The organism is Burkholderia arboris, assembly GCF_902499125.1.
GTDB classification, from domain to species: domain Bacteria; phylum Pseudomonadota; class Gammaproteobacteria; order Burkholderiales; family Burkholderiaceae; genus Burkholderia; species Burkholderia arboris.
Genome location: NZ_CABVPX010000041.1, coordinates 1 through 25,211 on the forward strand (window position 1 = coordinate 1; position 25,211 = coordinate 25,211).

General features: G+C 69.5%; 25 protein-coding genes. 17 read left to right on the top strand and 8 right to left on the bottom strand.

Annotated elements, in window-relative coordinates; translation table 11 throughout:
• The 7 genes from BLA15945_RS33405 to BLA15945_RS33435 form a co-directional block, all read left to right on the top strand.
• Window positions 1-2,340 (top strand): beta strand repeat-containing protein (locus BLA15945_RS33405; protein ID WP_174994364.1); only part of this gene is annotated, 2,340 nt, incomplete at its 5' end.
• A gap of 300 nt (window positions 2,341-2,640) precedes the next feature.
• Complete coding sequence (locus BLA15945_RS33410; RefSeq protein WP_059235830.1) at window positions 2,641-3,000, top strand: COG4315 family predicted lipoprotein; 360 nt, start codon at window positions 2,641-2,643, stop codon at window positions 2,998-3,000.
• Between the two features lie 27 nt (window positions 3,001-3,027).
• A complete protein-coding gene (locus BLA15945_RS33415) occupies window positions 3,028-3,543 on the top strand; it encodes a sigma-70 family RNA polymerase sigma factor (RefSeq protein ID WP_059235828.1) in 516 nt (171 codons plus the stop codon).
• The gene (locus tag BLA15945_RS33420) at window positions 3,540-4,322 is read left to right on the top strand and encodes an anti-sigma factor family protein (RefSeq protein ID WP_174994365.1); all 783 of its coding nucleotides are present in this window, start codon (window positions 3,540-3,542) and stop codon (window positions 4,320-4,322) included. Before BLA15945_RS33415 ends, BLA15945_RS33420 begins: the two co-directional genes overlap by 4 nt.
• Window positions 4,323-4,348: 26 nt before the next feature.
• Window positions 4,349-4,762: a cupredoxin domain-containing protein gene (locus BLA15945_RS33425; RefSeq protein ID WP_059236880.1), complete on the top strand. Its 414-nt coding sequence runs from the start codon at window positions 4,349-4,351 to the stop codon at window positions 4,760-4,762.
• Window positions 4,759-5,391: a LolA family protein gene (locus BLA15945_RS33430; protein WP_059235824.1), complete on the top strand. Its 633-nt coding sequence runs from the start codon at window positions 4,759-4,761 to the stop codon at window positions 5,389-5,391. The genes BLA15945_RS33425 and BLA15945_RS33430 overlap by 4 nt, the downstream gene beginning before the upstream one ends.
• A 44-nt stretch (window positions 5,392-5,435) precedes the next feature.
• On the top strand, window positions 5,436-5,951 hold the full coding sequence (locus BLA15945_RS33435) for an SRPBCC family protein (RefSeq protein WP_059235822.1): 516 nt from the start codon (window positions 5,436-5,438) through the stop codon (window positions 5,949-5,951).
• A 16-nt stretch (window positions 5,952-5,967) separates the two neighbouring features.
• On the opposite strand, the gene BLA15945_RS33440 is transcribed toward BLA15945_RS33435, so the two are convergent.
• The 6 genes from BLA15945_RS33440 to BLA15945_RS33465 form a co-directional block, all read right to left on the bottom strand.
• Entirely contained in the window at window positions 5,968-7,017 is a 1,050-nt protein-coding gene (locus tag BLA15945_RS33440) for an ABC transporter ATP-binding protein (protein ID WP_174994366.1), read from the bottom strand.
• Between the two features lie 28 nt (window positions 7,018-7,045).
• On the bottom strand, window positions 7,046-8,644 hold the full coding sequence (locus tag BLA15945_RS33445; RefSeq protein ID WP_174994367.1) for an ABC transporter permease: 1,599 nt from the start codon (window positions 8,642-8,644) through the stop codon (window positions 7,046-7,048).
• Between the two features lie 2 nt (window positions 8,645-8,646).
• Window positions 8,647-9,681 carry an iron ABC transporter substrate-binding protein gene (locus BLA15945_RS33450; protein ID WP_059235816.1) on the bottom strand — a complete coding sequence of 345 codons (1,035 nt, stop codon included), beginning with the start codon at window positions 9,679-9,681 and terminating at the stop codon, window positions 8,647-8,649.
• Between the two features lie 62 nt (window positions 9,682-9,743).
• Window positions 9,744-11,051: an iron uptake transporter deferrochelatase/peroxidase subunit gene (gene efeB / locus BLA15945_RS33455; RefSeq protein ID WP_059235814.1), complete on the bottom strand. Its 1,308-nt coding sequence runs from the start codon at window positions 11,049-11,051 to the stop codon at window positions 9,744-9,746.
• An 11-nt stretch (window positions 11,052-11,062) separates the two neighbouring features.
• The gene (locus tag BLA15945_RS33460) at window positions 11,063-12,196 is read right to left on the bottom strand and encodes a hypothetical protein (RefSeq protein ID WP_174994368.1); all 1,134 of its coding nucleotides are present in this window, start codon (window positions 12,194-12,196) and stop codon (window positions 11,063-11,065) included.
• A 77-nt stretch (window positions 12,197-12,273) separates the two neighbouring features.
• Window positions 12,274-13,740: a carbohydrate porin gene (locus tag BLA15945_RS33465; RefSeq protein ID WP_174994369.1), complete on the bottom strand. Its 1,467-nt coding sequence runs from the start codon at window positions 13,738-13,740 to the stop codon at window positions 12,274-12,276.
• A 679-nt stretch (window positions 13,741-14,419) separates the two neighbouring features.
• Here BLA15945_RS33465 and BLA15945_RS33470 point away from each other — a divergent pair.
• Together BLA15945_RS33470 and groL are read left to right on the top strand one after the other, a co-directional pair.
• Window positions 14,420-14,713 (top strand): co-chaperone GroES, encoded by a 294-nt coding sequence (locus tag BLA15945_RS33470; RefSeq protein ID WP_059235800.1) that lies wholly within the window; start codon window positions 14,420-14,422, stop codon window positions 14,711-14,713.
• 46 nt (window positions 14,714-14,759) lie between these two features.
• Window positions 14,760-16,400, top strand: coding sequence for a chaperonin GroEL (gene groL / locus BLA15945_RS33475; RefSeq protein WP_011351137.1), 1,641 nt, complete (start codon window positions 14,760-14,762; stop codon window positions 16,398-16,400).
• 184 nt (window positions 16,401-16,584) lie between these two features.
• Here groL and BLA15945_RS33480 read toward each other — a convergent pair whose 3' ends face one another.
• Window positions 16,585-17,451 (bottom strand): hydroxymethylpyrimidine/phosphomethylpyrimidine kinase, encoded by an 867-nt coding sequence (locus BLA15945_RS33480; protein ID WP_059235797.1) that lies wholly within the window; start codon window positions 17,449-17,451, stop codon window positions 16,585-16,587.
• A gap of 253 nt (window positions 17,452-17,704) precedes the next feature.
• Between BLA15945_RS33480 and BLA15945_RS33485 the strand changes: the two genes are divergently transcribed.
• The 8 genes from BLA15945_RS33485 (at window position 17,705) to BLA15945_RS33520 (ending at window position 24,308) form a co-directional block, all read left to right on the top strand.
• A complete protein-coding gene (locus BLA15945_RS33485; RefSeq protein WP_004186709.1) occupies window positions 17,705-17,875 on the top strand; it encodes a rubredoxin in 171 nt (56 codons plus the stop codon).
• Window positions 17,876-17,979: 104 nt separating this feature from the next.
• Window positions 17,980-19,281, top strand: a complete 1,302-nt coding sequence (locus BLA15945_RS33490) for a hypothetical protein (RefSeq protein ID WP_059235796.1) — start codon at window positions 17,980-17,982, stop codon at window positions 19,279-19,281.
• A 182-nt stretch (window positions 19,282-19,463) separates the two neighbouring features.
• Window positions 19,464-20,042, top strand: coding sequence for a YqgE/AlgH family protein (locus BLA15945_RS33495; protein WP_006491354.1), 579 nt, complete (start codon window positions 19,464-19,466; stop codon window positions 20,040-20,042).
• Window positions 20,039-20,488 (top strand): Holliday junction resolvase RuvX, encoded by a 450-nt coding sequence (ruvX, locus tag BLA15945_RS33500; RefSeq protein WP_011351144.1) that lies wholly within the window; start codon window positions 20,039-20,041, stop codon window positions 20,486-20,488. The genes BLA15945_RS33495 and ruvX overlap by 4 nt, the downstream gene beginning before the upstream one ends.
• A complete protein-coding gene (gene pyrR / locus BLA15945_RS33505; protein WP_059235792.1) occupies window positions 20,475-20,987 on the top strand; it encodes a bifunctional pyr operon transcriptional regulator/uracil phosphoribosyltransferase PyrR in 513 nt (170 codons plus the stop codon). Before ruvX ends, pyrR begins: the two co-directional genes overlap by 14 nt.
• 73 nt (window positions 20,988-21,060) lie before the next feature.
• On the top strand, window positions 21,061-22,092 hold the full coding sequence (locus BLA15945_RS33510; protein ID WP_006476735.1) for an aspartate carbamoyltransferase catalytic subunit: 1,032 nt from the start codon (window positions 21,061-21,063) through the stop codon (window positions 22,090-22,092).
• Between the two features lie 52 nt (window positions 22,093-22,144).
• A complete protein-coding gene (locus tag BLA15945_RS33515; RefSeq protein ID WP_174994370.1) occupies window positions 22,145-23,431 on the top strand; it encodes a dihydroorotase in 1,287 nt (428 codons plus the stop codon).
• Window positions 23,432-23,450: 19 nt separating this feature from the next.
• Window positions 23,451-24,308 carry a lysophospholipid acyltransferase family protein gene (locus tag BLA15945_RS33520; protein WP_059235787.1) on the top strand — a complete coding sequence of 286 codons (858 nt, stop codon included), beginning with the start codon at window positions 23,451-23,453 and terminating at the stop codon, window positions 24,306-24,308.
• A 32-nt stretch (window positions 24,309-24,340) separates the two neighbouring features.
• Here the strand turns inward: BLA15945_RS33520 and BLA15945_RS33525 are convergent, their stop codons facing one another.
• The gene (locus tag BLA15945_RS33525) at window positions 24,341-25,180 is read right to left on the bottom strand and encodes a symmetrical bis(5'-nucleosyl)-tetraphosphatase (protein WP_174994371.1); all 840 of its coding nucleotides are present in this window, start codon (window positions 25,178-25,180) and stop codon (window positions 24,341-24,343) included.
• Window positions 25,181-25,211 lie beyond the last annotated feature (31 nt).

Here is a 25,211-nt window from a genome sequence, read left to right on the forward strand (position 1 = left end):
GGCGGCGCGAATCCGCTGGCGCCGGTGCAAGGCGTGGTGAATCAGGTTACGGGTGCGCTCGGTGGCGGCAACCCGGCTGGAGCACTGACCGGCGCGCTGAATACGGCGACTGGCACGCTGAGTAACGCGCTCGGCACGGCGACGGGTGCGCTGGGTGGTATCGGTGGTGGTTCGAACCCGTTGGCGCCGGTGCAGGGTGTGGTGAATCAAGTCACGGGTGCGCTGGGTGGTATCGGTGGCGGCACGAATCCGCTGGCGCCTGTACAAGGCGTCGTGAATCAGGTCACGGGCGCGCTCGGTGGCGGTAATCCGGCTGGTGCACTGACGGGCGCGCTAGGCACGGTGACGGGCGCACTGGGTGGTATCGGTGGCGGCGCGAATCCGCTGGCGCCGGTGCAAGGCGTGGTGAATCAGGTCACGGGTGCGCTCGGTGGCGGCAACCCGGCCGGTGCGTTGACCGGCGCACTCGGCAGTGTGACGGGCGCACTGGGTGGCATCGGTGGCGGCTCGAACCCGCTCGCGCCGGTCCAGGGCGTCGTGAACGGGCTTATTGGCTCCATCGGCGGCGGCGATCCGGCCGGCGCACTGACCGGTGTCGTCGGCACGGTGACGGGCGCGCTGGGCAACCTCGGCAGCGGCTCGAACCCGCTCGCGCCGGTTCAAGGCGTGGTGAACGGTGTCGCGGGCGCACTTGGCAGCGGCAACCCGGCAGGCGCACTGACGGGGGCTCTCGGCACGGTAACGGGGGCACTGGGTGGTATCGGCGGTGGCGCGAACCCGCTGGCGCCGGTTCAGGGCGTAGTGAATCAGGTGACGGGTGCACTTGGCAGCGGCAACCCGGCAGGCGCACTGACGGGGGCACTCGGCACGGTAACGGGCGCACTGGGTGGCATCGGCGGGGGCTCGAACCCGTTGGCGCCGGTCCAGGGCGTCGTGAACCAGGTCACGGGCGCGCTCGGCGGCGGCAACCCGGCCGGCGCACTGACCGGTGCACTCGGTACGGTGACGGGGGCATTGGGCGGTCTCGGCGGCGGCAACCCGGCCGGCGCACTGACCGGCGCACTCGGTACGGTGACGGGTGCGCTGGGCGGCCTCGGCGGCGGCGCGAACCCGATCACGCCGATCCAGAACGTCGTGAACCAGGTCACGGGCACGCTCGGCAGCGGTAACCCGGCCGGCGCCCTGAGCAACGCGGTCAACACGATCACGGGCGCACTCGGCAACGTCGGCGGTGCAGGGAGCCCGCTCGCGCCGGTGCAAGGCGTCGTCACGCAGCTCGCCGGCACGCTCGGCAACGGCGATCCTGCCGGTGCGCTGACGAACGCGCTGAACTCCGTGACGGGCGCGCTCGGCGGGGCGAACCCGCTGGCGCCGGTGCAGGGCGTCGTGAACCAGGTCGTCGGCACGCTGTCGGGTGCAGGCGGCGGCAGCCCGATCACGCCGATCACGAACCTCGTCAACGGTCTGCAGAACGCGCTGCCGGGCGGCAATCCGGCCGGCGCGCTGACCGGCGCACTCGGTTCGGTGACGGGGGCGCTCGGCAACCTCGGCGGCTCGAACCCGCTGGCGCCGGTGCAAGGCGTCGTGAACCAGGTCGTCGGCGCGCTCGGCGGCAGCAACCCGGCCGGCACGCTGAGCAATGCGGTCGGTACGGCCACGGGCGCACTCGGCAACGCGGTCGGCTCGGTTGCAGGCGCGCTCGGCGCACTGGGCGGCACGAGCCCGCTGGCGCCGGTGCAGGGTGTCGTGAACCAGGTCGTCGGTACGCTCGGCAGCGGCAATCCGGCCGGTGCACTGACGGGCGCGCTGAACTCGGTGACGGGCGCCCTCGGCAATCTCGGCGGCTCCAACCCGCTGGCGCCGGTGCAGGGCGTCGTGAACCAGGTGGTCGGCACGTTGTCGGGCGCGGCGGGCAACAGCCCGATCGCACCGATCACGAACCTCGTGAATGGCCTGACGGGCGGCGGCAATCCGGCCGGCGCACTGACCGGCGCACTCGGTTCGGTGACGGGCGCACTCGGGAACGGGCCGGCGGCACTCGGCCAGGCGGCCGGCGCGCTGTCGGGCGCGGCCGGTTCGACGGCAGCGGCAGGCGGCAGCCTGCTCGGCGCGGGCGCGAACGCGGCCGGCGGCACGGCGGGCGCGGTCGGCTCGCTGCTGACGACGGGCGCCAACTCGACGGCGACGGTCGTCAATGCGGTCGGCACGTCGGTAGGGACGGCGCTCGGTTCCGCGCCGAGCCTGTCGGTGACGCCGCATTCGGGCAACAGCTCGCCGAACAACCCGCTCGCACCGGTGACGACGCTGCTTCAGTCGCTGACGGGCGCACTGCCGAAGTAACCGGCGGGAACGCACGGCGGCGCCGCATCGGCCGCCGTGCGAGAGGGTCGTGCAACACGGGTCGCGCAACGCGGCATGACATCGCTGTCATGCCGCGTTGTCTTTTTCGGGCTTCAGGCTTTCTTTCGTCCCATGAATGACCGCTGCCGATCGCCGCGGCGCAGCATGGAATAACCGGTCCCCGCCGTCCGTTTACATACCGAGTTCCGGCTCGGCCGGCCGGCGGGATAATGGCCGCAACGCAGCCGATCGCACCGTCCGGCCCCGCCGTGCCGTAACACCACGCCAAGGAGAACGGGAATGAAACGGATGCTATTCGCCGTCGCACTGACGGCGGCGATCGTGCGGCCGGCGGCCGCGGAACCGCCCCAGGCCGCCGACGGGAAACTGGTCGACGAAGCGCACATGACGCTGTACGTATTCGATCGCGACGCGCCCGGCAAGAGCGCGTGCGACAGCGCGTGCACGGCCAACTGGCCGCCTGCGCTCGCCGATGCATACGACAAGGCGGCGGGTGCGCTGAGCCTCGTCGCGCGCGACGATGGCAAGAAGCAATGGGCGTATCGCGGGCGTCCGCTGTATCGCTGGAAGATGGACCGCAAGGCCGGCGACGCGGGCGGCGACGGGATCGGCGGCATGTGGCACGTCGCGCGTCCGTGATCGCGCGGCGATGCGCGAGGCATCCCGATGAGCTACGAATCGGATCTGCTGGTGTGGCTGCCGCATCTCACGCGCTATGCGCGTGCGCTGACGGGCGAGCGCGCCTGGGCGGACGATCTCGTGCAGGACACGCTCGAGCGTGCGCTGAACCGGCCGCCGCGCGACGCCGGCAACCTGCGTGCCTGGCTGCTGACGCTGCTGCGGCACCGCTTCATCGACCAGTTGCGGGCACGGCACGAGATCGCGGTCGACGACGCGACGGCGCCGTGGCAGACGATGGCCGCGCCGGCCGGCGAGATCGGCGGGCTGGTGCTGCGCGACGTGCAGCGCGCGCTGTACCGGCTGCCGGTCGAACAGCGCGAGGTGCTGTTGCTCGTTGCGCTTGAAGAGTTGAGCTATCGCGATGCCGCGCAGGTGCTCGGCGTGCCGGTGGGCACGGTGATGTCGCGGCTCGCGCGCGCGCGGGCCCAGATGCGTGCACTGCTGTCGGACGAGCCGTCGGCGCACGGCACGGCCGCGTTACGAGTGATCGGGAAGCCATGATGGACGATTCGCACCAAGCTTCGAACCCGCGGGACGACGATGCGTCGGCTCAGCTGCTGTCCGCGTTGCTGGACGGCGAGCTGTCCGGGCGCGAGCAGCGCGAGATGCTCGAGCGCCTGCAGTCCGATCCGGAGGAGGCCGAACGATTCGCGCATTACCGCGCGCAGCGCGACGCGCTGAAAGCGCTGTTCCCGCTGCCGGGCGCGGCGCCCGCGTTGTTCGTGCAGCGTCGCGCGCCGCGCTGGCGCGCGTTCGCCTATGCATGCTCGGGGCTGGCGGCCGGGCTGCTGATCGGTGTCGCGCTGCATGCGGGCTGGGAGGCGTTCGGCAGCGCCCCGGCGTTCGCCGCGCGCGCGGATGTCGCGTATGCCCTGTACGCCGCCGATCGCGAGCATCCGGTCGAGGTCGGCGCGGGCGATCCCCGGCGTCTTGCCGCATGGCTGTCGGCGCGCGTGGGGCACCCGGTGCGCGCGCCTTCGCTTGAAGAATACGGTTATGCGCTGCTGGGCGGCCGGTTGCTCCCCGGCGAGCACGGGCCGGCTGCGCAGCTCATGTACCAGCGCGCGGACGGCGAGCGCGTGACGTTGTACGTGACGGCGTACGACGCACGGCATCTCGCGCCGCAGGCAATGTCGGCCGATGGCCGCTACACGTATTTCTGGTCGGATCGCGGAATGGGCTACGCGTTGTCGGGCCGAGGCGATGAGCGGCGCCTGCGCGAGCTCGCGATCGAAGCATGCGGCGCGCTCGGCGGCTCGACCGACGCGTGGAAGGGCTGACGCGCGACGCCGGCAGGGAGCAGGCGATGAAGATGACGAAGGGGCTCGTGCTGGCGGCACTCGCGGCGAGTGCGACCCTCGCGCGGGCGGACGGCGATGCGCCGGTGCGCGTGCCGGTCGGCGCCGACGGCGTGCAGCGGGTGGCGATCGTCGGCGGCAGCTATTTCTTCCGCCCGAACCACGTGATCGTGCGCGCGCACGTGCCGGTCGAGCTGACCGTGTCGTCCGAGCCCGGCGTGGTGCCGCACAGCTTCGAGATCGATGCGCCGCAGGCCGGTATTGCGGTGCACACCGAACTCGGCACGACGCCGAAGACGTTTCGTTTCACGCCGGCGCAGCCGGGCCGGTTCGCCTACTATTGCACGCATCGGCTGCTGTTTTTCAGGAGCCATCGCGAGCGCGGGATGGAAGGCGTGCTCGATGTCGAGGCGGCGCCGTGATCGCCGCGTTGCTGGCCGCGAGCCTGATAGGAGCGAGCATGACAGCCGACCCCGTGACCGTCGCCCAGGCGCATTTCGACCATGTCCACTCGTACCGCGCGACGATCCGCTCGTCGGCGCGCGGCGGCGAGCACACCGAAATCCGCTACGCCTACCTGAAACCGGGCTTCGTCCGGATGGATTTCGTGTCGCCGCATCACGGTGCCGTGCTGGCATACGATCCCGGCGACGGCAGGGTGCGGCTGCGCCCGTTCGGCGTGCACGCGCCGCCCGCGCTGACGCTGTCGCCGTCCAATCCGCTCGTGCGCGACCGCAGCGGCCACCGGGTCGACCGGTCGGACGTCGGCGAACTGCTGCGCAACGTTCATGCGCTGCAGCAGGGCGGCGCGACGGTGACCGAAGGCGAGGAGGCCGTCGGCGGCCGGAACGCGCTGCGCGTATCGGTCACCGGCGCGCCTGCGCACGTGGTCGATGGCGTGCATCGCTACCGGCTGTGGCTGGACGCCGAGGACGGCTTTCCGCTGAAGGTCGTCAGCTTCGCCGACGATGACGACGTACCGCTCGAAACCGTGACGCTCGACGACGTGGAGATCGACGTCGCATTTCCCGAGCGTTTCTTCGCGCCCTGACCGACACGCGGGTCTGTTCTCCTGACGTACTTGCCGGAGGCTGCATGGCGGAATACCGGTTCTCGACGACCTGGCACGTGGACGCCCCGCTCGCGGCGGTCTGGGACGCGATCTACCAGGTCGACCGCTGGCCCGACTGGTGGAAGGGGGCCGTGCGCACCGTCGAGCTCGAGCAGGGCGATGCGCGCGGCGTCGATGCGCTGCACCGGTATACGTGGAAGGGCGCCCTGCCGTACCGGCTGACCTTCGACATGCGCGTGCGGCGCGTCGAGCGGCCGCATGCACTCGAAGGCCGCGCGAGCGGTGCGATCGAAGGCGACGGACGCTGGTCGTTCGCTGCCGACGGCCCGCGCACGGTCGTGCGCTACGACTGGCACATCCGCACGCACGTGCGCTGGATGAACTGGCTCGAGCCGCTCGCGCGGCCGCTGTTCCGGTGGAATCACGACGTCGTGATGCGCGAAGGCGCGAAGGGGCTTGCGCGGCGGCTGGGCGCGACCGTCGAGACGGATGGGCGGACCTTCCGGCCGCTGTCGGACGCGGGCTGCGCCGACGCGTGACGACGATGCGCGCCGCTCAGCGCGCGTACGCCATCACCGCACCGTCGACGACGAGCGTGACGCGTTCGCCGACAGCCGGGCACCGGTGTCCCGGCACGCGGATGCGCACGAGCACGTCGCGATCGGCATCGAGGCGCGCGAGCACGTCGGCGTCCTGGCCTGCGAATTGCGCGGCTTCGACGCGCGCCGCATGACCGCGCGCGGCGTCGGCCTGGGTGACCGGCACGAGGCCGATCTGCTCGGGACGCAGCATCGCGTCGGCCGGCCCGTCGGGCAGTGGCGCGACGAGCGGTAACTCGCCGAGCGCACAGGCGATGCGCGCATCGCGCACGCGGCCCGCGAGCAGCACGGCCTGCCCGACGAACGACGCGACGTCGCGCGTGACGGGCTGCCGGTACAGCGTCTGCGGCGCGGCCGTCTGCACGAGCCTGCCTTGCCACATCACCGCCACTTCGTCGCCGAGCGTCATCGCCTCGGGCTGGTCGTGCGTGACGAGCACCGACGTTGCACCGGCCGCGGCGAGTGCGTCCGCCACCGCGCTGCGGGTTTCGTGCCGCAGCGACGTGTCGAGCGCGGAGAACGGTTCGTCGAGGATCACGAGCGACGGCTCGGGCGCCAGCGCCCGCGCGAGGGCGACGCGCTGCTGCTGGCCGCCGGACAGCTGCTGCGGCGCACGGCTCGCGTACGACGCGGGCAATCCGACCATCTCGAGCAGTTCGTCGACGCGGTGATGGCGCCGCCGCGCCGCGCGCGGCAGCCCGAACGCGATGTTGTCGGCCACCGACAGGTGCGGAAACAGCGCGCCTTCCTGCGGCACGTAGCCGATCCGGCGCTGTTCGGGCGGCAGGTGCACGTCGGGCGCGGCGACGCGACGTCCGTCGATCTCGACGGTGCCGCGCTCGGCGCGCTCGAAGCCGCACAGCACGCGCAGCAGCGTCGTCTTGCCGCTGCCGGACGGGCCGAGCAGCGCGAGGCGCGTGCCGCGCCGCACCGTGAGGTCGATGTCGTGCAGGACGGTATGCGATCCGAACGATTTGGACAGGCCGTGGATGCGTAGTTCGCTCATGGGCGGTTCCGGAGAAAAAGAGCGGTGCTCAGTTGCGCACCGACGCGCGGCCGAGCAGCAGGAACAGCAATCCCGACGCGCCGAGCGACAGCGCGATGAGCAGCGCCGCATAAGGCGCCGCGGCCGCGAACGCGAGCGTCGCCGTATCGCTCCACACCTGCGTCGCGAGCGTGCGCGTGCCGATGGGCGAGAGCAGCAGCGTCGCATTGAGTTCCGTGACGACCGAGATGAACACCATCGTCGCGGCCGCGCCGAGACCGGGCGCCGCGAGCGGCAGCACCACGCGCGTGAGCGTCGCGCGCCAGCCAAGGCCGAGCGCGCGCGCGGTTTCCTCGAGCCGGACCTGCACGTGCGACAGCGCCGCGCGCACGCTGACGACCGCGAGCGGCAAGAACAGGATCGCGTATGCGGCGACGAGCGCCGGCGCGCTCTGGTAGAGCGGCTGCAGCAGCCGCACCGTGATCGACACGATCGCGAGTGCGACGACGATGCCGGGCACGCCCTGCACGGTCATCGCGGTGCGTTCGAGGAACGTCGCGACGCGGCCCGGATGACGGACCAGCAGGAACGCGAGCGGCAGCGCGAGCAGCGTCGTGACGGCCGCGGCCGCGAGGCCGTAGCCGGACGAGGCGAGGGTAGCCTGCCACAGCAGCTCGGGCGAGACGTCGGCCGGCGTGACGGCGGCAGCACCTTGTTGCGTGAGCCAGTAGCCGATCATCGCGAGCGGCACGCCGAGCGTCGCGGCCGCGAGCGCAGCGAACGCGCCGGTGACGGGACCGCGCAGCGTGCCGAGCGGATAACGCATCGCGACGCGGCGCGCGGCGCGATGCGTATGGCCGTAGCGCGCATGGCCGCGCGCCCGTGCCTCGATCGCGAGACACAGCAGGCACAGCGCGATCAGCACGCAGCCGAGCAGCGACGCGCCGCCGCCGTCGAACGCGGTGCGGTATTCCGCGTAGATCTCGGTCGTGAACGTGCGAAAGCGCAGCAACTGGAACGCGCCGAATTCGGACAGCACGCCGAGCGCGACGAGCAGCATCCCGCCGCATAGCGCGGGGCGCAATTGCGGCAGCACGACGCGGAAGAACGTCTGCCACGGCGAGCAGCCGAGCGTGCGCGCGCTTTCCTCGAGTGCCGGGTCGAGTTCGCGAAGCGCCGCGGCCACCGGCAGGTAGACGAGCGGGAAATACGCGGAAGTCAGCACGATCAGCGCGCCGAGGAAATCCTGCAGGTCGAGGCTCAGCGACACCCACGCATAGCTCGTGATGAACGGCGGCACCGCGAGCGGGGCGGCGGCGAGCGCGGTCCACAGCGGCCGCGCGGGCAGGTCGGTGCGCTCGATGAACCAGGCGACCGCGGTGCCGAGCAGCGTGCACGCGAGCGTCGCGGCGAGCGTGATCGACAGCGTGTTGACGAGCAGTTCGCCGACGAGCGGGCGCCACAGCAACTCGATCGCGTCGTCGATGCCGAAGGTGGCTGCACGGTACAGCGTGAAGCCGAGCGGCAGCAGGATCGCGAGCGGCCCGCACGCGGCCGCGGCGACGAGCGCGCGCGACGGGCGGCGCCGCGTCGCGGTGCGCTCGCCGTCGCGCGCGGTGCGGGCCGTGCGGGACACGGCGTCGCTCATCGTCAGAGCAGGCCGGCCTGGCGCAGCAGCTTGCCGGCCTGGCTGTCGTCGCCGAGCTGTTCGAACGTCAGCGCCGGCGGGCTCAGTTCGTTGAACGGCTTCAGGATCGGATCGGGGGCGACGCCCGGATGCAGCGGATACTCGAAACTGATGTGGCCGTTCGCCATCAGTTTCTGCGCGCGCTCGCTGACGAGATACGCGACGAACTTCTGCGCTTCGGGCTGGTGCTTCGACGCCTTCAGCACCGCGGCGCCCGACACGTTCACGGCGGCCCCGACGTCGTGGTTGCCGAAGTGGTGGATCGCGCTGCGGGTCGACTTGTCGCCGAGTTCGGCGTGCAGGCGGTCCCAGTAGTAGTTGTTGATGATGCCGGTCAGCACGCCGCCGCGGTTGACGGCCGCGGTCACGCCTTCGTCGTCGTCGAACACTTGCGCGTTGGCCTTCAGGCCCTTCAGCCATTGCAGCGTCGCGGCTTCGCCGTGCAGCGCGAGCACCGCGCTCACGAGCGGCAGGAAGTCCGCATCGCTCGGCGCGACGCCGACCTTGCCTTTCCATTCCGGCTTCGCGAGATCGAGCAGCGACGCGGGCAGTTGCTGCGGCTGGAGCTTCGCGGTGTTGTAGACGAGCACGTTCTCGCGCGCGAGCACGCCGACCCAGTTGCCGTCGGCCGGGTTGAAGCGCGCGGGCACCGCCTGCAGCGCGGCGCCGTCGGTCTTCGCGAGCAGGCCCTTGCGGTCGAGCAGCACGAGCTCCGGCGAATTCTCGGTGAAGTACACGTCGGCCGGCGTGCGGTCGCCTTCCGCGACGATCTGCGCGGCGAGCGCGGGGCCTTCGCCCGAGCGCACCTTCACGGTGATGCCGCTTTGCGCTTCGAAGTCCTTGACGAGCTGGTTGACGACCTGCTCGTGCTGCGCGTTGTACAGCGTGAGCGTCGCGGCATGCGCGCGCGTGGCGTGCAGCGCGCCGGTCAGCATCAGCGCGGCGGCAGCCGCGGCGATCAGGTGCCGCAGCGGGCGGCTAACGGGAAAAGTGTTCATGTCGTCGTCGTGAGTTGCATCCGGACGGGCCGGAGAAAAAGGGGCGTGGCGTCGCGAGGCCGTTACGCTTCGAACAGCGCGGCGCCGATGTACGAACCGGGTTGCGCGCCCGGCGGACACGCGAAGATCGCGCTGCCGACGTGCGTGGTGAACTGGTTCATGATGTCCAGCTTCGCGAGCTTCTCGTTGATCGGGATGAAGCCGCGGCGCGGGTCGCGCTGGTGCGCGACGAACATCAGCCCCGCGTCGTACTCGGTCTGCTGGCGCCACGGCGGCCAGCGCTCGATGTAGAAGTTCGCGCTGTCGTTGTACGAGTACGCGCGGCGCAGGATCTGCGCGCCGTTGTTTACCTGCGGCGATGCGAGACGCGCGTGCGCGTTGTCGGGGATCACCGAATTGCCGTCCTTGTCGACCGCGTCGAGGTCGAGCGCTTCGAATTCCTGCTTGCCGCCGATCGGCGCGCCGCTGTACTTCTTGCGGCCGAACACCTGCTCCTGGAAACCGAGCTCGGTGTTGTCCCAGTGTTCGAGCGTGATGCGGATGCGGCGCACGACCGTGTAGGTGCCGCCGTTCATCCATGCCGGACCTTCGTTGCCGGCCCACACGAATTCGTTCATCGCGGCCGGATCGTCGCGCGACGGGTTCATCGTGCCGTCCTTGAAGCCCATCAGGTTGCGCGGCGTCTCGCCCGGCTTGCCGGACGTGAAGCCGGCCTGGCCCCAGCGCATCTGCACGGCGTTGCCGCCGAGGCGCACGAGCTGGCGCACCGCGTGGAACGCCACTTGCGCGTCGTTCGCGCACGCCTGGATGAACAGGTCGCCGCCCGTCTTCTCCGGAATCAGCTGGTCGCCGTTGAAGCGCGGCAGGTCGACGAGTGCGGCCGGGCGCTGCTTCGCGAGGCCGTAGCGGTCCTTGCCCGCGACCGCGAACAGGCCGGGCCCGAAGCCGAACGTGATCGTCAGCCGCGACGCGCCGATACCGAGCGCATCGCCCGAGTCGGCCGGCGCGACGTCGTCGCCGCCGGTCGCCGGCAGCGGCTGCGCGGTGTCGCCGCGCGTGAGGCGTGCGGCGGCGTCGGTCCAGGTCTTCAGCAGCGCGATCACGTCCGCGCGCCGGGTTGTCGCGAGGTCGAGTGCCGCGAAATACGCGTTGCGCTGCTGCGGCGTCGTGATGCCGCCCTGGTGCTTGCCGTAGAACGGTTCGATGTCGTCGTCGTGCGCGTGCGCACCCGGCGCGACGGCGGGCGCCGCATCGGCCGCGCGGGCGGCCGGCATCGTGCCCGCCGCGAGACCTGCGGCGACGGCTGCGCCGCCGGCCTTCAGGAAGCCGCGGCGCGCGGGGCGCGGCGGCGGGTTCAGATCGTCTGCCATGGTCGGTTCCGTTACTTCGCGAGCATCAGCGTGTTGACGTCGTCCTGGACGTAATAGAAGCCGTCGCCGGCCGGCGTCATCGCGATCCCGAACAGGTCGCCGTTACCGGGCGGCGATTGCGCCTTGTCGGTGTCGATCCAGCGCGCATAGAGCTGCTTGCCGGCGACCGGGTCGATCTCGACGACCTGGCCGTTCAGCGCGTTGGTCGCGAGCAGATGGCCGTTCGGCGCGGTCGCGAGCGCGAGCGGGCGGCGCAGGAAGCCGTCGGCGGTGACCTGGCGGCCGACCCCCGCGCTCGTGTCGCGCGTGAGCGGATCGTCGATCTCGACGATCCGGTTGCCGATCGCATCGGATACGTACAGCTTCTTCTGGTCGCCCGACAGCGCGAGGCCGGTCGGGCCGACCAGGAACACGCCCTTGTCGGCCTGCGCGCCGAGACCGCTCGCGACGACCGTTTCCTGCTTGATGACGGGCGGCTTGCCGGCCGGCACGTCGAGGTCGACGCGCAGCACGGTCGCCTGCTTGTAGACGGGCGGGTTGCCGTCCGCGCCGCCGACGCCGAAGCCGGCCATGCTGACGAACAGCGTCGCGCTGTCGCCGCGGTCGACCACGGCCATGTTGCCCCACGGGTCGTTGATGTTCGCGCTCGACCAGGTCGACGCGATCTTGCCTTGCGGATCGAGCACGATCAGACAGCCGGCGCCTTTCGTCGACGTCGTGCCGTCGTTGCTCGGCGTGCTGCCGACGATCACCCAGCCCGACTTCAGCATCGTCATCGCGGTCGACAGGCCGACGCCGCCCGGGCACGCCTTCAGGTCGCGCGGAATCGTCGCGAACAGGCTCATCTGCTTGGTCGACGGGCGATAGTTGACGATCGTGCTGCCGGTGCCCTGCAGGTTTGCCGCGTTGTTGAAGTTGTCGACGAGCACGTCGCCTGCCTGGATCGAGCCGGCCGATACCGGCGCGACCGCGATCGCGTACGGGTTCTGGTCGCCGTTGTCGGGCACCGTGTTGACGAGCAGCGTGTGACGATGCAGCGTCTCGAGGAAGCCTTGCGGCTCGGCGAACGCGCCGGCGGCGGCCGTCAGCGCGACGGCGGCCAGTGCGCCCGTCGCGAGGCGGCGAAGCGGGGCGGATTGAATCATCTGGATCTCCTGGGGGGCGCGCCGCGCCGGCGGCGCGCGAAAACGGGGGATGTGGGCGGGTGGCGTGCGCGCGGCGCTCAGAACGTGATCGTCGTGCGTGCGCCGAGCACGAAGGTGTTGCGCAGCGGCTGCGTCGCGTCGCTCGGGTTCTGGCCCGCGCCGGCGTTGAACGTGTACTGCGCATCGGCCGCGATCACCCACCACGGGTTGACCTGGTACTGGTAGGTCGCCTCGACGGTCGTCTCGCGGGTGCGCACGCCGTACGGGCCGGCGGCAAAGGTCCGTGCGGCCTGGTCGAGGTCGGTCACGTGGCTGCCGACCTGGATGTACGTGACGGCGAGGCCGACGCTGTCGTTGTCGCGGCCGTCGAACGGCGCCTTCAGCACGATGCCCGCGTTGGCCGCGAAGCTCACCAGGTTACGGTCGCCCGGCGCGCCCATCACGCGCGCGAACACGCCGAGGCTTTTCGCGCCGGTCGGGTCGGGGCGCCAGATCATCTGGTCGGCCACCGCGTAGAAGCTGTAGTCGCCGTGATGCTGTTGCGCGTTGCCGTTCGATGCGGGATCGGCGAGCGACAGCCCGTCGGTGCCGGTGCCCTGGTCCGCGAAGCGGCCGTTGTGATACCAGACGCCGATCTTGTAGGTGCCCGGCAGCCCGTTCGAGTGGCCGGTATCCATTTCGCCGTCGGACGGCTGGTTCAGCGCGTACTGCAGCTCGCCGATGTAGAGCGTGCCGTTGTGCAGGTTGAAGTTCGTGCCGCTCAGGTTGTTCGGGTTGTTGCCGAGCGGATCGCCGTCGAACACGCCCGCGAGCGCGGTGAGCTTCGGCGTGATCTGCGCGCGCACGCGCACGCCGAGGCCCGCGAGCGGATACGCGGGGCCGCCGTTCGGCAGGTCGTACGACGGCAGGGCGGGCCAGCCGAACATCGTGTTGACGAACGTGTTCGCATACGTGCTGACCATGAATTCCTGGTCCAGGCTCTGCTGGCCGATCTTCACGTCGACGCGCTTGTCGAGGAACGACTGCTGGTACCAGAGCTCCCACAGGCGCGTCGTGTCCTGCGCCTCGATGCCGCTTGCGGTGTTGAGCGTGCCGAGATTCCGCGCGCTGAGGTTGCTGCCGTGGATCTGCAGTGCGCTGACGTTGAAGGTGCCGCCGGGCAGGCCGATCGCCTTTTGCGTATCGACCGTCAGCGTCGCCGTCGTCAGCCCGTCGTACGTGCCGCCGCGGTTCAGGCCGCCGCGCAGGTTCGCGAGGTATTCGCTGGTTTCGGTGATCTGCAGCGTCGCGCCGTACTTGCCGAGCCACGGGCGGATGCCGCCCATGTCGCCGAGCAGGCTCTGGCGTGTCCAGATGCCGGTCCACATGTCGGTCGGCTTCGCCTGGATCGCGAGATCGGCCTCGGGCGCTTCGGGTTGCGCGTCGACCGGCGCGGCGGCGAATGCGGCGCTGCTCGTGAACGATGCGCACGCGAACGCGGCCGCACAGGCGGCGGGGCGCATCCGGGCGCGGATGCGGTCTCCATGGAACGATGCAACCTTCATATCAAATCCCGGGTTCTAATTGATTTGGAGTCCTGCTTGTTGGTCGCTGTCCCGACGCTCGGCACCGATCGGCCCGGGCATGAAGAAGAGCGCAACGCGGCGCATCGTAGGAGTGTCAAATGGGAAAGTCAATGTAAACGAGAATGATTCGCATCTAAATTACTGAATGTAATGGGCGGGCTTACGGGTGGGGTCCGACGGGGGTTTTTCAGGAGGAGAAACGTAAATATCGGCGTAATGCAAATGAATGATTCGGTGCGGAGCGATGGAACGCCGGGCAAGGGGGCGCGACGGTCGCCGGGCGGGGGAGCGGACGCGTTGCGGCGGACGGAATCGGCGCCTGCGCAGGTTTTTTGACGTGATGCCGGCGGGGGCAGGAACTCCGTGCTTACCCGGTGTCCAAACGGGGCTGGATGAGATTCGCGGGCTGCGCGGGCCCGTCTTCCGGGCCGGGTAGCGTAGGTAGGGTTTTGTTGTGAAAGGGTTTTTTGTAATTTTCGCGTGTTTTCCCCGCTGCCGCGCCGCGTTGAAAATTCGTCCGGCTCCCCTTCTTGAATTTGTCAAAACCCGTCCATATAATTAGCACTCGCTGCACGAGAGTGCTAACAATTCTCTGCCGGGCGATTTGCCGGGCAGATTCCCTAAGCGTTCTTCAATCTCAGTCAAGAGAGGAGTGAATATGAACCTTCGTCCTTTGCACGATCGCGTGATCGTCAAGCGCCTGGATCAGGAAACCAAGACCGCCTCGGGCATCGTCATCCCCGACGCCGCTGCTGAAAAGCCGGACCAGGGCGAAGTCCTGGCCATCGGCCCGGGCAAGCGTGACGACAAGGGCGCCCCGATCGCACTCGACGTGAAGGTCGGCGATCGCGTCCTGTTCGGCAAGTACGCAGGCCAGACCGTCAAGGTCGACGGCAACGAACTGCTGGTCATGCGCGAAGAAGACATCATGGCCGTGGTCAACGCCAAGTAAGCGTCCTCCGACGGTACATATTCCCAAGAATTCAAGGAGTTAGAAGATGGCAGCTAAAGACGTCGTATTCGGCGATTCCGCCCGTTCGAAGATGGTCGAAGGCGTGAACATTCTCGCCAACGCAGTCAAGGTCACGCTGGGTCCGAAGGGCCGCAACGTGGTGCTCGAGCGCAGCTTCGGCGGCCCGACGGTCACCAAGGACGGTGTGTCGGTCGCGAAGGAAATCGAGCTGAAGGACAAGCTCCAGAACATGGGCGCGCAAATGGTCAAGGAAGTGGCTTCCAAGACCAGCGACAACGCAGGCGACGGCACGACGACGGCAACCGTCCTCGCGCAATCGATCGTTCGCGAAGGCATGAAGTACGTCGCATCGGGCATGAACCCGATGGACCTGAAGCGCGGCATCGACAAGGCAGTCGCAGCGGCTGTCGAAGAGCTGAAGAAGATCAGCAAGCCGTGCACGACGAACAAGGAAATCGCACAGGTCGGCTCGATCTCGGCGAACAGCGACACGTCGATCGGCGATCGCATCGCTGAAGCGATGGACAAGGTCGGCAAGGAAGGCGTCATCACCGTCGAAGACGGCAAGTCGCTGGCCGACGAACTCGACGTCGTCGAAGGCATGCAATTCGACCGCGGCTACCTGTCGCCGTACTTCATCAACAACCCGGAAAAGCAAGTCGCCGTTCTCGACAACCCGTTCGTGCTGCTGCACGACAAGAAGGTGTCGAACATCCGCGATCTGCTGCCGGTGCTCGAGCAAGTCGCGAAGGCTGGCCGTCCGCTGCTGATCATCGCTGAAGACATCGAAGGCGAAGCGCTCGCGACGCTGGTCGTGAACAACATCCGCGGCATCCTGAAGACCGTTGCGGTCAAGGCGCCTGGCTTCGGCGATCGTCGCAAGGCGATGCTGGAAGACATCGCGATCCTGACGGGCGGCCAAGTGATCGCCGAGGAAACCGGCCTGACGCTCGAGAAGGCAACGCTGGCAGAACTGGGCCAGGCGAAGCGCATCGAAGTGGGCAAGGAAAACACGACGATCATCGACGGCGCAGGCGAAGCCGTGAACATCGAAGCACGTGTGAAGCAAGTGCGCGCGCAAATCGAAGAAGCGACGTCGGACTACGACCGTGAAAAGCTGCAAGAGCGCGTGGCCAAGCTGGCCGGCGGCGTTGCAGTGATCAAGGTCGGTGCTGCGACCGAAGTCGAAATGAAGGAAAAGAAGGCACGTGTCGAAGACGCACTGCACGCAACGCGCGCAGCTGTGGAAGAAGGCATCGTGGCAGGTGGCGGCGTTGCGCTGATCCGCGCTCGCACCGCGATCGCGGCCCTGACCGGCGCGAACGCCGACCAGAACGCCGGCATCAAGATCGTGCTGCGTGCAATGGAAGAGCCGCTGCGCCAGATCGTCACGAACGGCGGCGAAGAAGCCAGCGTCGTGGTGGCGGCAGTTGCTGCAGGTACGGGCAACTACGGCTACAACGCGGCAACGGGCGAGTACGTCGACATGGTTGAGGCCGGCGTCGTCGACCCGACCAAGGTCACGCGCACCGCACTGCAGAACGCAGCGTCGGTTGCAGGCCTGCTGCTGACGACGGACGCGGCTGTCGCAGAACTGCCGAAGGAAGACGCACCGATGCCGGGCGGCATGCCGGGCGGCATGGGCGGCATGGGCATGGACATGTAATCGACTTCGGTCGAGGTGTCCGGAGCGCGCAGCGATGCGCGTTCCAGCCAAAAGAAAAGACCCGCAGCGATGCGGGTCTTTTTTTATTTGGCGCGAGGAGTTTGATGCGCGCGGGGCGGCCGGAACGTCGCGCCCGAAGCGGCGCGGCATGTGCGGCGGCGGGGCCGGCCCGCCGCATCGCGCGTCAATGCCGGTGCGACGTCCTCAGTACCGGGTCGGCCTTCACGGCCGGCGGCGTGTCCGAATCGTCGTTGCTGCGCGCCCAGAAGAACCGGTCGGGCAGGTAGGCGCCCATGCCGGGCCGGAACGCGTCGCGCACCGCCTGGTACAGGTATTCCTGCGCCTCGCGGACAGCTTCGGGCGGCTCCTGGCCGTTCGCGAGCAGTGCCGCGATGGCCGCGCCGAGCGTGTCGGTGATGCCCATCAACCGGTGCGGCGAGCGATCCCACATGTCTTCGCGAAGCTGGCCTTCCTCGCCGTACAGCGTGTTGACGAGCCGGTGCGAGCCCGTTTCCGACGACAGGATGTATTCGCAGCCCTGCGACAGCAGGTGCGACACGGCCGCGTCGAGATTCGGCGCCTCGGCATCGCCGTCCGGTTGCGCGAGCGCGATCAGCGTCGCGTGGTCGGCGACCAGCAGCGTGGTTTGCGGCGCCAGCAGGTCGGCGATCGATTCGCGCAGGTCGTCGGCCGCGAGCACGTGCTCGTCGTCGAGCGTGAAATCCGGCGCGAGCACGAGCGGCACGCCGTCGTAGTCGGCGACGACTTCGGCGATCGCGCTCACGACTTCCGCGCGCGTGGCCGCGCCGATCTTGAACGCGGCAACCGGCATGTCTTCGAGCAGCATGCGCGCCTGCGCGGCGACGACGTCGGGGTCGAGGCCGGTCACTTCTTCGCAGGCGGCCGAGTCGCGCACGGTATAGCCCGTCAGGACGGACACGCCGTGACAGCCCATGCTCGCCAGGGTCATCAGATCGGCTTGGAGGCCGGAGCCGCCGGTGGGATCGGACAGGCCGAAGGTGAGGACGATCGGAGGGGCGTTGCTGGACATGTAAAAATGGGGCAAGAGAAAAACGGGAAAGCGACGGAGATGCGGACGGCGAGGCGCGTGGCCGTTTTCGGCCCTGTGTTGCCCGGCAGGCCGCACTTTTCAACCATTATGCGGTGGAATCCGGCCTGCACGATGGATTTTTTAGCGCAGCGCAACGTAGTCGCTGTCCTCCAGCGCGATTGCTAGGCAGTCCGGCCCCGACACGGTACCATCATGGCTCCCGAATTTACCGACTTTTCCCGACGCGGCTAAGATGGAATACAAGAGCTGGATGTGCCTGATTTGTGGCTGGATTTACGACGAAGAAGCCGGGCTGCCGGAAGAGGGCATTGCCCCGGGCACGCGCTGGGAAGACGTCCCGATCAACTGGACGTGCCCTGAATGCGGCGCCCGCAAGGAAGACTTCGAGATGGTCCAGATCTGACCGGACCCCTGGCCCACGGACACCCCGCTCAGGCCTCGCACCGGCCCGGCGCTCGCGCGCCGCGGTTCGCGCGAGCGACTTGACGATGACAGGCGCGCGTGTCCATGACGTCCGATCCGGCGAACGTTCCCCACCCTGACGCACTGCCCAACCCGCGTGGCGGGGCCGTGCGCGCGGCCGACGCATGGCTTGCGGCGGCCGCCGACGCATTCGAGCGGCACGACGATGCGGCTGCGCCGCTTTCCGCGGCCGCGGCCGTGCTGGCGGAGGCCGGCTGGCTGCCGGCCGCGCGTTTCGCCGGGCAACTGGCGGCCGCCGTGCCGCTCGTCGCCGCCGAGCCGACGCCGGCCGGCTGGCGTGCCGCGCTGCGCGATTTCCGCGCGGCCCTCGGGCGCCACAACCTGCGCGAGCTCGCGTGCTCGCCCGTTCTCTTCGAGCATTTCCGTGCATTGCGCGCGCAAAGCGCCGCCGACCTGCGTGCGAGCGCGCCGCTCGATGCGCTCGCGCTCGTCGGCCGCGCGGTGCCGCCGGCCACGCTGCGCGCGTTGCCCGACGCGATGGCGGCCCGGATCCGCGCCCGCTACGAGCAGGCGCTGCTCGGCGTGCTGCGCGCGGAGCACGGTGCACCCGACGCTGCGCTGGACGAGCTCGACGCGATGCAGGTCGCGCTCACCGACGACGGCCCCTACGATTTCTGGCGGCTCGCGGTCGCCTGCCTGCGCGCGCTGCGCGCAAGCGGCGCGCCCGAGCTGAAGCGCTTTCTCGCGCGGACCAATCTGCTGCTCGGCGAGCACGCGCAGGGCCGGCGCAGCGCGCCGCCCGCGCTCGTGCGCGAGACGGTGGCGCTGCTGTGGCGCGATTTCGCGCTGTTCGGCGCTGCGGCAGAGGACGTCGCGCTCGTCGACGTGCTGCACGACTACGGGCTGACGGTCGACTGGCACGTGGCCGGCACGCCCGCGTCCGAAGCGTTGTGGGAGGCCGATGCGGCGCGGGCCGAGCACGATGCGCTCGCCGTCGCGCCGACCCGCGCGCTCGGCGTCGTGACCGTCAACGCGCATGCCTATGAGGATTTCCTGCAGACGGCCGATGCGTCGATGGCCGATCTCGCGGCCGATCCGGCCCGGGCCGATGCAGGCGCGGCCTGGCACGCGTCCGGCGCCGCCTACCGGGTCGGCACGGCCGCGTGCGCGCTCGGGCTCGGCCATGCGGCACTGCTGGCCGACACGCTCGGCCTTGCGTGGCGCCGTGCCGCCCACGGCGTGCCGCTCGCCGACGGCGGCGTCGACGCGCACGGCCACGCGTCCGACATGCTGCGCGCGGCGCTGCTGAAGATCGCGGCCGGCGTCGCGCCGCCGGACCTTACCGCGGCGTCCGAAGCGCTCGGCACGGCGCTCGGCCGGACCTGACGAACAAGGGGACGGGCACATGGCGGCGCCCCTTGTCGCGCGGGCCTGCAACACGCTGCCGACAGCGCCCGCGCGCGTGTTAGAGTGCCGTGTGATCCGCGCGCGCCGTTGCCAGCGTGGCGCGGCGTTGCTTGTTGATCGCGGCCCGGTCAGGTCGCGGCGTCTTTGCTAAAATTCAAACCATGTCAAAGCCTTCCGATCGCATCAATCTCACCAACCAGTTCCTGATCGCCATGCCCAACATGGCCGATCCGACGTTCTCGGGAACGGTGGTCTATCTTTGCGATCACAGCGAGCGCGGTGCGCTCGGCCTCGTCATCAATCGTCCTACCGATATCGATCTCGAATCGCTGTTCAACCGCATCGACCTGAAGCTCGACATCGAGCCGCTGCTGCACATTCCCGTGTACTTCGGCGGCCCGGTCCAGACCGAGCGCGGCTTCGTGCTGCACGAGCCGGTGGAAGGCGCGAGCTACAACTCGTCGATGTCCGTCGACGGCGGGCTGGAGATGACGACGTCGAAGGACGTGCTCGAGGCGGTCGCGACGGGCACCGGCCCGAAGCGCTTCCTGCTGACGCTCGGCCATGCCGGGTGGGGCGCAGGGCAGCTCGAGGAAGAAATTTCCCGCAACGGCTGGCTCACCGTGGCCGCCGATCCGCGCATCGTGTTCGACACGCCGGCCGAAGAGCGTTTCGAAGCCGCACTCGGCCTGCTCGGCGTCAGTTCGTCGATGCTGTCCGGCGAAGCAGGGCACGCATGAGTGGCGCGAGCGCGCGCGATGCGACGCTCCTGGCGTTCGACTACGGCGAAAAACGGATCGGCGTCGCGGTCGGCAACGCGTTGACGCGCTCGGCCCGTGCGCTCGTCGTGATCCAGAATCTGAACCGCGAACACCGCTTCAAGGCGGTCGGCGACCTGCTGGCCGAATGGCGGCCGGACGCGCTCGTCGTCGGCCTGCCGATGCATCCTGATGGCACGCCGCACGACATGACGCAGCAGGCGAAGCGCTTCGGCAACCAGCTGAACGGCCGCTTCGGGCTGCCGGTCACGTGGGTCGACGAGCGCTATTCGTCGGTCGAGGCCGAGGCCGGGCTGCGCGAGCGCAACGTGCGCGGCCGTGCCCGCGCGGAGATGCTCGATGCCGAGGCCGCACGCGTCATCCTTCAACAGTATCTCGATCAATTGTCCGACCATGAGCACCATTGATGCCGAGGCGCTTTACCGCGTCCTGCTCGACCAGATTCGCGCCGCGTACGGCACGGCGTTCGCCGAACCGGGCGGCCCGCGCCTCGCCGGCATTCACAGCGGCGGCGCATGGCTGGCCGAGCGTCTCGCGCGCGATCTTGGCGCACCGGCGTTCGGCGTCGTGAACGTCGCGCTGCACCGCGACGACTACGCGAAGAAGGGGTTGCACAGCCAGGCCAGCCCGACGTCGCTGCCGTTCGACGTCGACGGCGCGCGCATCGTGCTCGTCGACGACGTGCTGTACACCGGGCGCACCGTGCGCGCGGCGCTCAACGAACTGTTCGACTACGGCCGTCCGGCCGCGGTCGAACTCGCGGTGCTCGCCGATCGCGGCGGCCGCGAACTGCCGGTCGCCGCCCGCTTCGCGGGCGGTACGCTCGACGTGCCGGCCGGCACGACGCTCGTGCTCGCGCGCGACGACGCGCAGTTCACGCTGAGCGTCGATCCGCACGGCGCCTGAACGACACGCGAACCGTATCCCGGGCCGCTGGTTTGCACCGCGGCCCGTTTGCATAGTTGGAATCACGCATACCATGACCACCGACACCACTGGCCGCACCGGCAATCCCGCTGCGGCCGCGAGCCCCGACCGGTTCCGCTACGGTTTCCTGAAGGGCAACCCGCAGCTCACGAAAAACGGCGAGCTGAAGCACCTGCTGTCGATCGAGGGCCTGCCGCGCTCGATCGTCAATCACATCCTCGATACGGCCGAGCAGTTCGTCAGCGTGACGGACCGTGAAGTGAAGAAAGTGCCGCTGCTGCGCGGCAAGTCCGTGTTCAACCTGTTCTTCGAGAACTCGACGCGCACGCGCACGACCTTCGAGATCGCCGCGACGCGCCTGTCGGCCGACGTGCTGAACCTGAACATCAACGCGTCGTCGACGAGCAAGGGCGAATCGCTGCTCGACACGATCAACAACCTGTCGGCGATGCATGCCGACCTGTTCGTCGTGCGCCACGCATCGAGCGGCGCGCCGTACCTGATCGCCGAGCACTGCGCGCCGCACGTGCACGTGATCAACGCCGGCGACGGCCGCCATGCGCACCCGACGCAGGGCCTGCTCGACATGTACACGATCCGTCACTACAAGCGCGACTTCACGAAGCTGCGCGTGGCGATCGTCGGCGACATCCTGCATTCGCGCGTCGCGCGTTCCGACATTCACGCGCTCACCACGCTCGGCGTGCCGGAAGTGCGCGCGATCGGCCCGCGCACGCTGCTGCCGGGCGGGCTCGAGCAGATGGGCGTGAAGGTGTTTCACAACCTCGACGAAGGGCTGAAGGGCGTCGACGTGATCATCATGCTGCGCCTGCAGAACGAGCGGATGAGCGGCGCGCTGCTGCCGTCCGCGCAGGAATACTTCAAGACGTGGGGCCTGACGCCCGAGCGCCTCGCGCTCGCCGCGCCCGACGCGATCGTGATGCACCCGGGCCCGATGAACCGCGGCGTCGAGATCGATTCGCAGGTCGCCGACGGCCCGCAGTCGGTGATCCTCAACCAGGTCACGTTCGGCATCGCCGTGCGGATGGCGGTGATGGGCATCGTCGCCGGCAACAGCGACTGAGCCCGCTTTCGCGCATCCTTATTCACGCAAACAACGCATTCACTGACAGCGCATGAAGATTCATATCAAAGGCGGCACGCTGATCGATCCGGTCGCCGGCACCGAGCGGCAGGCCGACGTATTCGTCGCGGCCGGCAAGATCGTCTCGATCGCCGAGGACCGCAAGGCGCCGGCCGATTTCAACGCCGCGAAGACCATCGACGCAACGGGCCTGATCGTCGCGCCCGGCCTCGTCGACCTGTGCGCGCGGCTGCGCGAGCCCGGCTACGAACACAAGGCGACGCTCGCGTCCGAGATGGCCGCGGCCGTCGCGGGCGGCGTCACGACGCTCGTGTGTCCGCCGGATACCGACCCCGTGCTCGACGAGCCGGGCCTCGTCGAGATGCTCAAGTTCCGTGCGCGCAACCTGCACCAGGCGAACGTGCACCCGCTGGGCGCACTGACGGTCGGCCTCAAGGGTGAAGTGATCACCGAGATGGTCGCGCTGACCGAGTCCGGCTGCGTCGGCTTCACGCATGCGAACGTGCCGGTGCGCGACACGCAGGTGCTGCTGCGCGCGCTGCAGTACGCGAGTACCTACGGCTACACGACGTGGCTGCGTCCGCTCGACGCGTTCATCGGCCGCGGCGGTGTCGCCGCGAGCGGTGCGCTCGCGTCGCGGCTCGGTCTGTCCGGCGTGCCGGTCGCGGCCGAGACGATCGCGCTGCACACGATCTTCGAACTGATGCGCGTGACCGGCGCGCGGGTGCACCTCGCGCGTCTGTCGTCCGCGGCCGGCCTCGCGCTTGTGCGCGAGGCGAAGGCCGAAGGGCTGCCGGTGACCTGCGACGTCGGCGTGAACCATCTGCATCTGATCGACGTCGACATCGGCTACTTCGATTCGCAGTTCCGGCTCGATCCGCCGCTGCGCAGCGAGCGCGATCGCGAAGCGATCCGCGTGGCGCTCGCCGACGGCACGATCGATGCGATCTGCTCCGACCACACGCCGGTCGACGACGACGAGAAACTGCTGCCGTTCGGTGAAGCGACGCCCGGCGCGACGGGGCTCGAGCTGCTGCTGTCGCTGACGCTGAAGTGGGCGGACGAGACGCGTACGCCGCTCGCGCAGGCGCTGCGCCGCATCACGTCCGCGCCGGCCGATGTGCTGCAGTTGCCGGCAGGCCGCCTGGCCGAGGGCGGCGCGGCCGATCTGTGCGTGTTCGACCCGCGCGGACACTGGCGCGTCGAGCCGCGTGCGCTGAAGAGCCAGGGCCACAACTCGCCGTTCCTCGGTTACGAACTGCCGGCTACCGTGCGCGCGACGCTCGTGGCCGGGCAGGTCGCGTTCGAGCGCCACTGAACCACGCCGGACCTTCGCCATGACCGCCATTCGCAAGCTGCGTCTCGTCATTCACCTGTTGCGCGGCATGGCGACCGTCGCGCTGCGTTTTTCGCACGTCACGCCCGCGCGCCGCGCCGAGATGACGCGCCGCTGGTCGCTCAAGATGCTGCGGATCTGCGGGATGCGCCTCGTCGTCCACAACGACGGCGCGCGGCTCGACGCGAGCGCGCTCGTGGTCGGCAATCACGTGTCGTGGCTCGACATCTATGCGGTCAACGCGTGGCGGCCGACGCCGTTCGTGTCGAAGGCCGAGGTGCGGCAGTGGCCGGTGGTCGGCTGGCTCGCCGAGAAGCTCGACACCGTGTTCCTGCAGCGCGAGAAGCGCACCGAGGCGATGCGGATCATGCACGAGATGGCCGAGCGCCTGCGCAACGGCGGGCTGATGTGCGTGTTTCCGGAAGGGACGACGTCCGACGGCCAGGCGCTGCTGCCGTTCCACGCGAACCTGTTCCAGGCCGCGGTATCGGCCGGCTGCGCGGTGCAGCCGATCTGCCTGATGTACGAGGACGCGCAGCGGCGGCAGTCGGTCGCGCCGGCCTACACGGGCGAGCTGTCGCTCGGCAAGTCGCTCGACATGGTGCTGCGCGGCGGCCCGCTCGTCGCGCACCTGTACGTGTGCGAGCCGATCGCGCCGGGCGGCGACCGGCGGACCACGTCCGCGGCGGCGCGCGACGCGATCGCGGCGGCGCTCGCGACGCTGCAGGAGAGGGTTGGCAAGCCGTCGGCCGAGTCGCTCGCGGAGCTGCAGAAGCATGCGTATCCGGCAACCGAGCTTGGTGCCGGCGGGGCAGGCGAGGCGGCAGCCGACGAGCCCGTGCCGGGGCGCGAGGGCTGACACGCCGCCGGTTCACGCGAACGGGCGTGCCGTCACTCGCCGCCCGGCGAGCGGCATGCTTCGCATTGCACCTGCGTGACCGTGCGTTGCGCCGGATCGGCCGTCAGCCGTACGGCCGACAACTGGTTTCCCCATACGCATCCCGAATCGAGCGCGACCAGGTTCTCGCGCAGCATCAGGCCGAGTGCGGCCCAGTGTCCGAACACGACCGTCACGTCCTCCGTGCGGCGCCCCGGCACGTCGAACCACGGCAGGTAGCCGGGCGGCGCGCTGTCGGGGCCGCCGTTCGCCTTGAATTCCATTGCGCCGTCGGGCGTGCAGAAGCGCACGCGTGTGAACGCGTTGAATGCGACGCGCATCCGGTCGCGCTTCTTGAGATCGGGGCTCCATTGATTGGGCTCGTTGCCGTACAGCTTCTGCAGCGTGTCGCGCCAGTCGGGCGCGCGCAGCGCGCGCTGCAGCTCGTCCGCGAGTTCGAGCGCGAGCGTGGTATCCCATTGCGGCAACACGCCCGCGTGCACGAGCAGCATCCCGTGCTCCGCATGCACGAACGGGCGGTGGCGGACCCAGTCGAGCAGCGCGTCGGCGTCCGGCGCGTCGAGGATTTCGCCGATGGTGTCGCCCGGGCGCTCGGTGCGCAGGCCGGCCGAAACCGCGAGCAGGTGGAGGTCGTGATTGCCGAGCACGACGGTTGCGCGCGGGCCGAGGTCGACGAGCGCGCGCAGCGCGGCGAGCGAGCCCGGCCCGCGGTTGACGACGTCGCCGGCGAACCACAGCGGCGTACCGGCGGGCGCCGAAAGCTTTGCGTACAGCGCCTGGAAAGCGGAATGACAGCCCTGGAGGTCGCCGATGGCGATGGGGGTCGGAAGCATGAGGGTCGGATCGTGACGAATCGGGATGAAC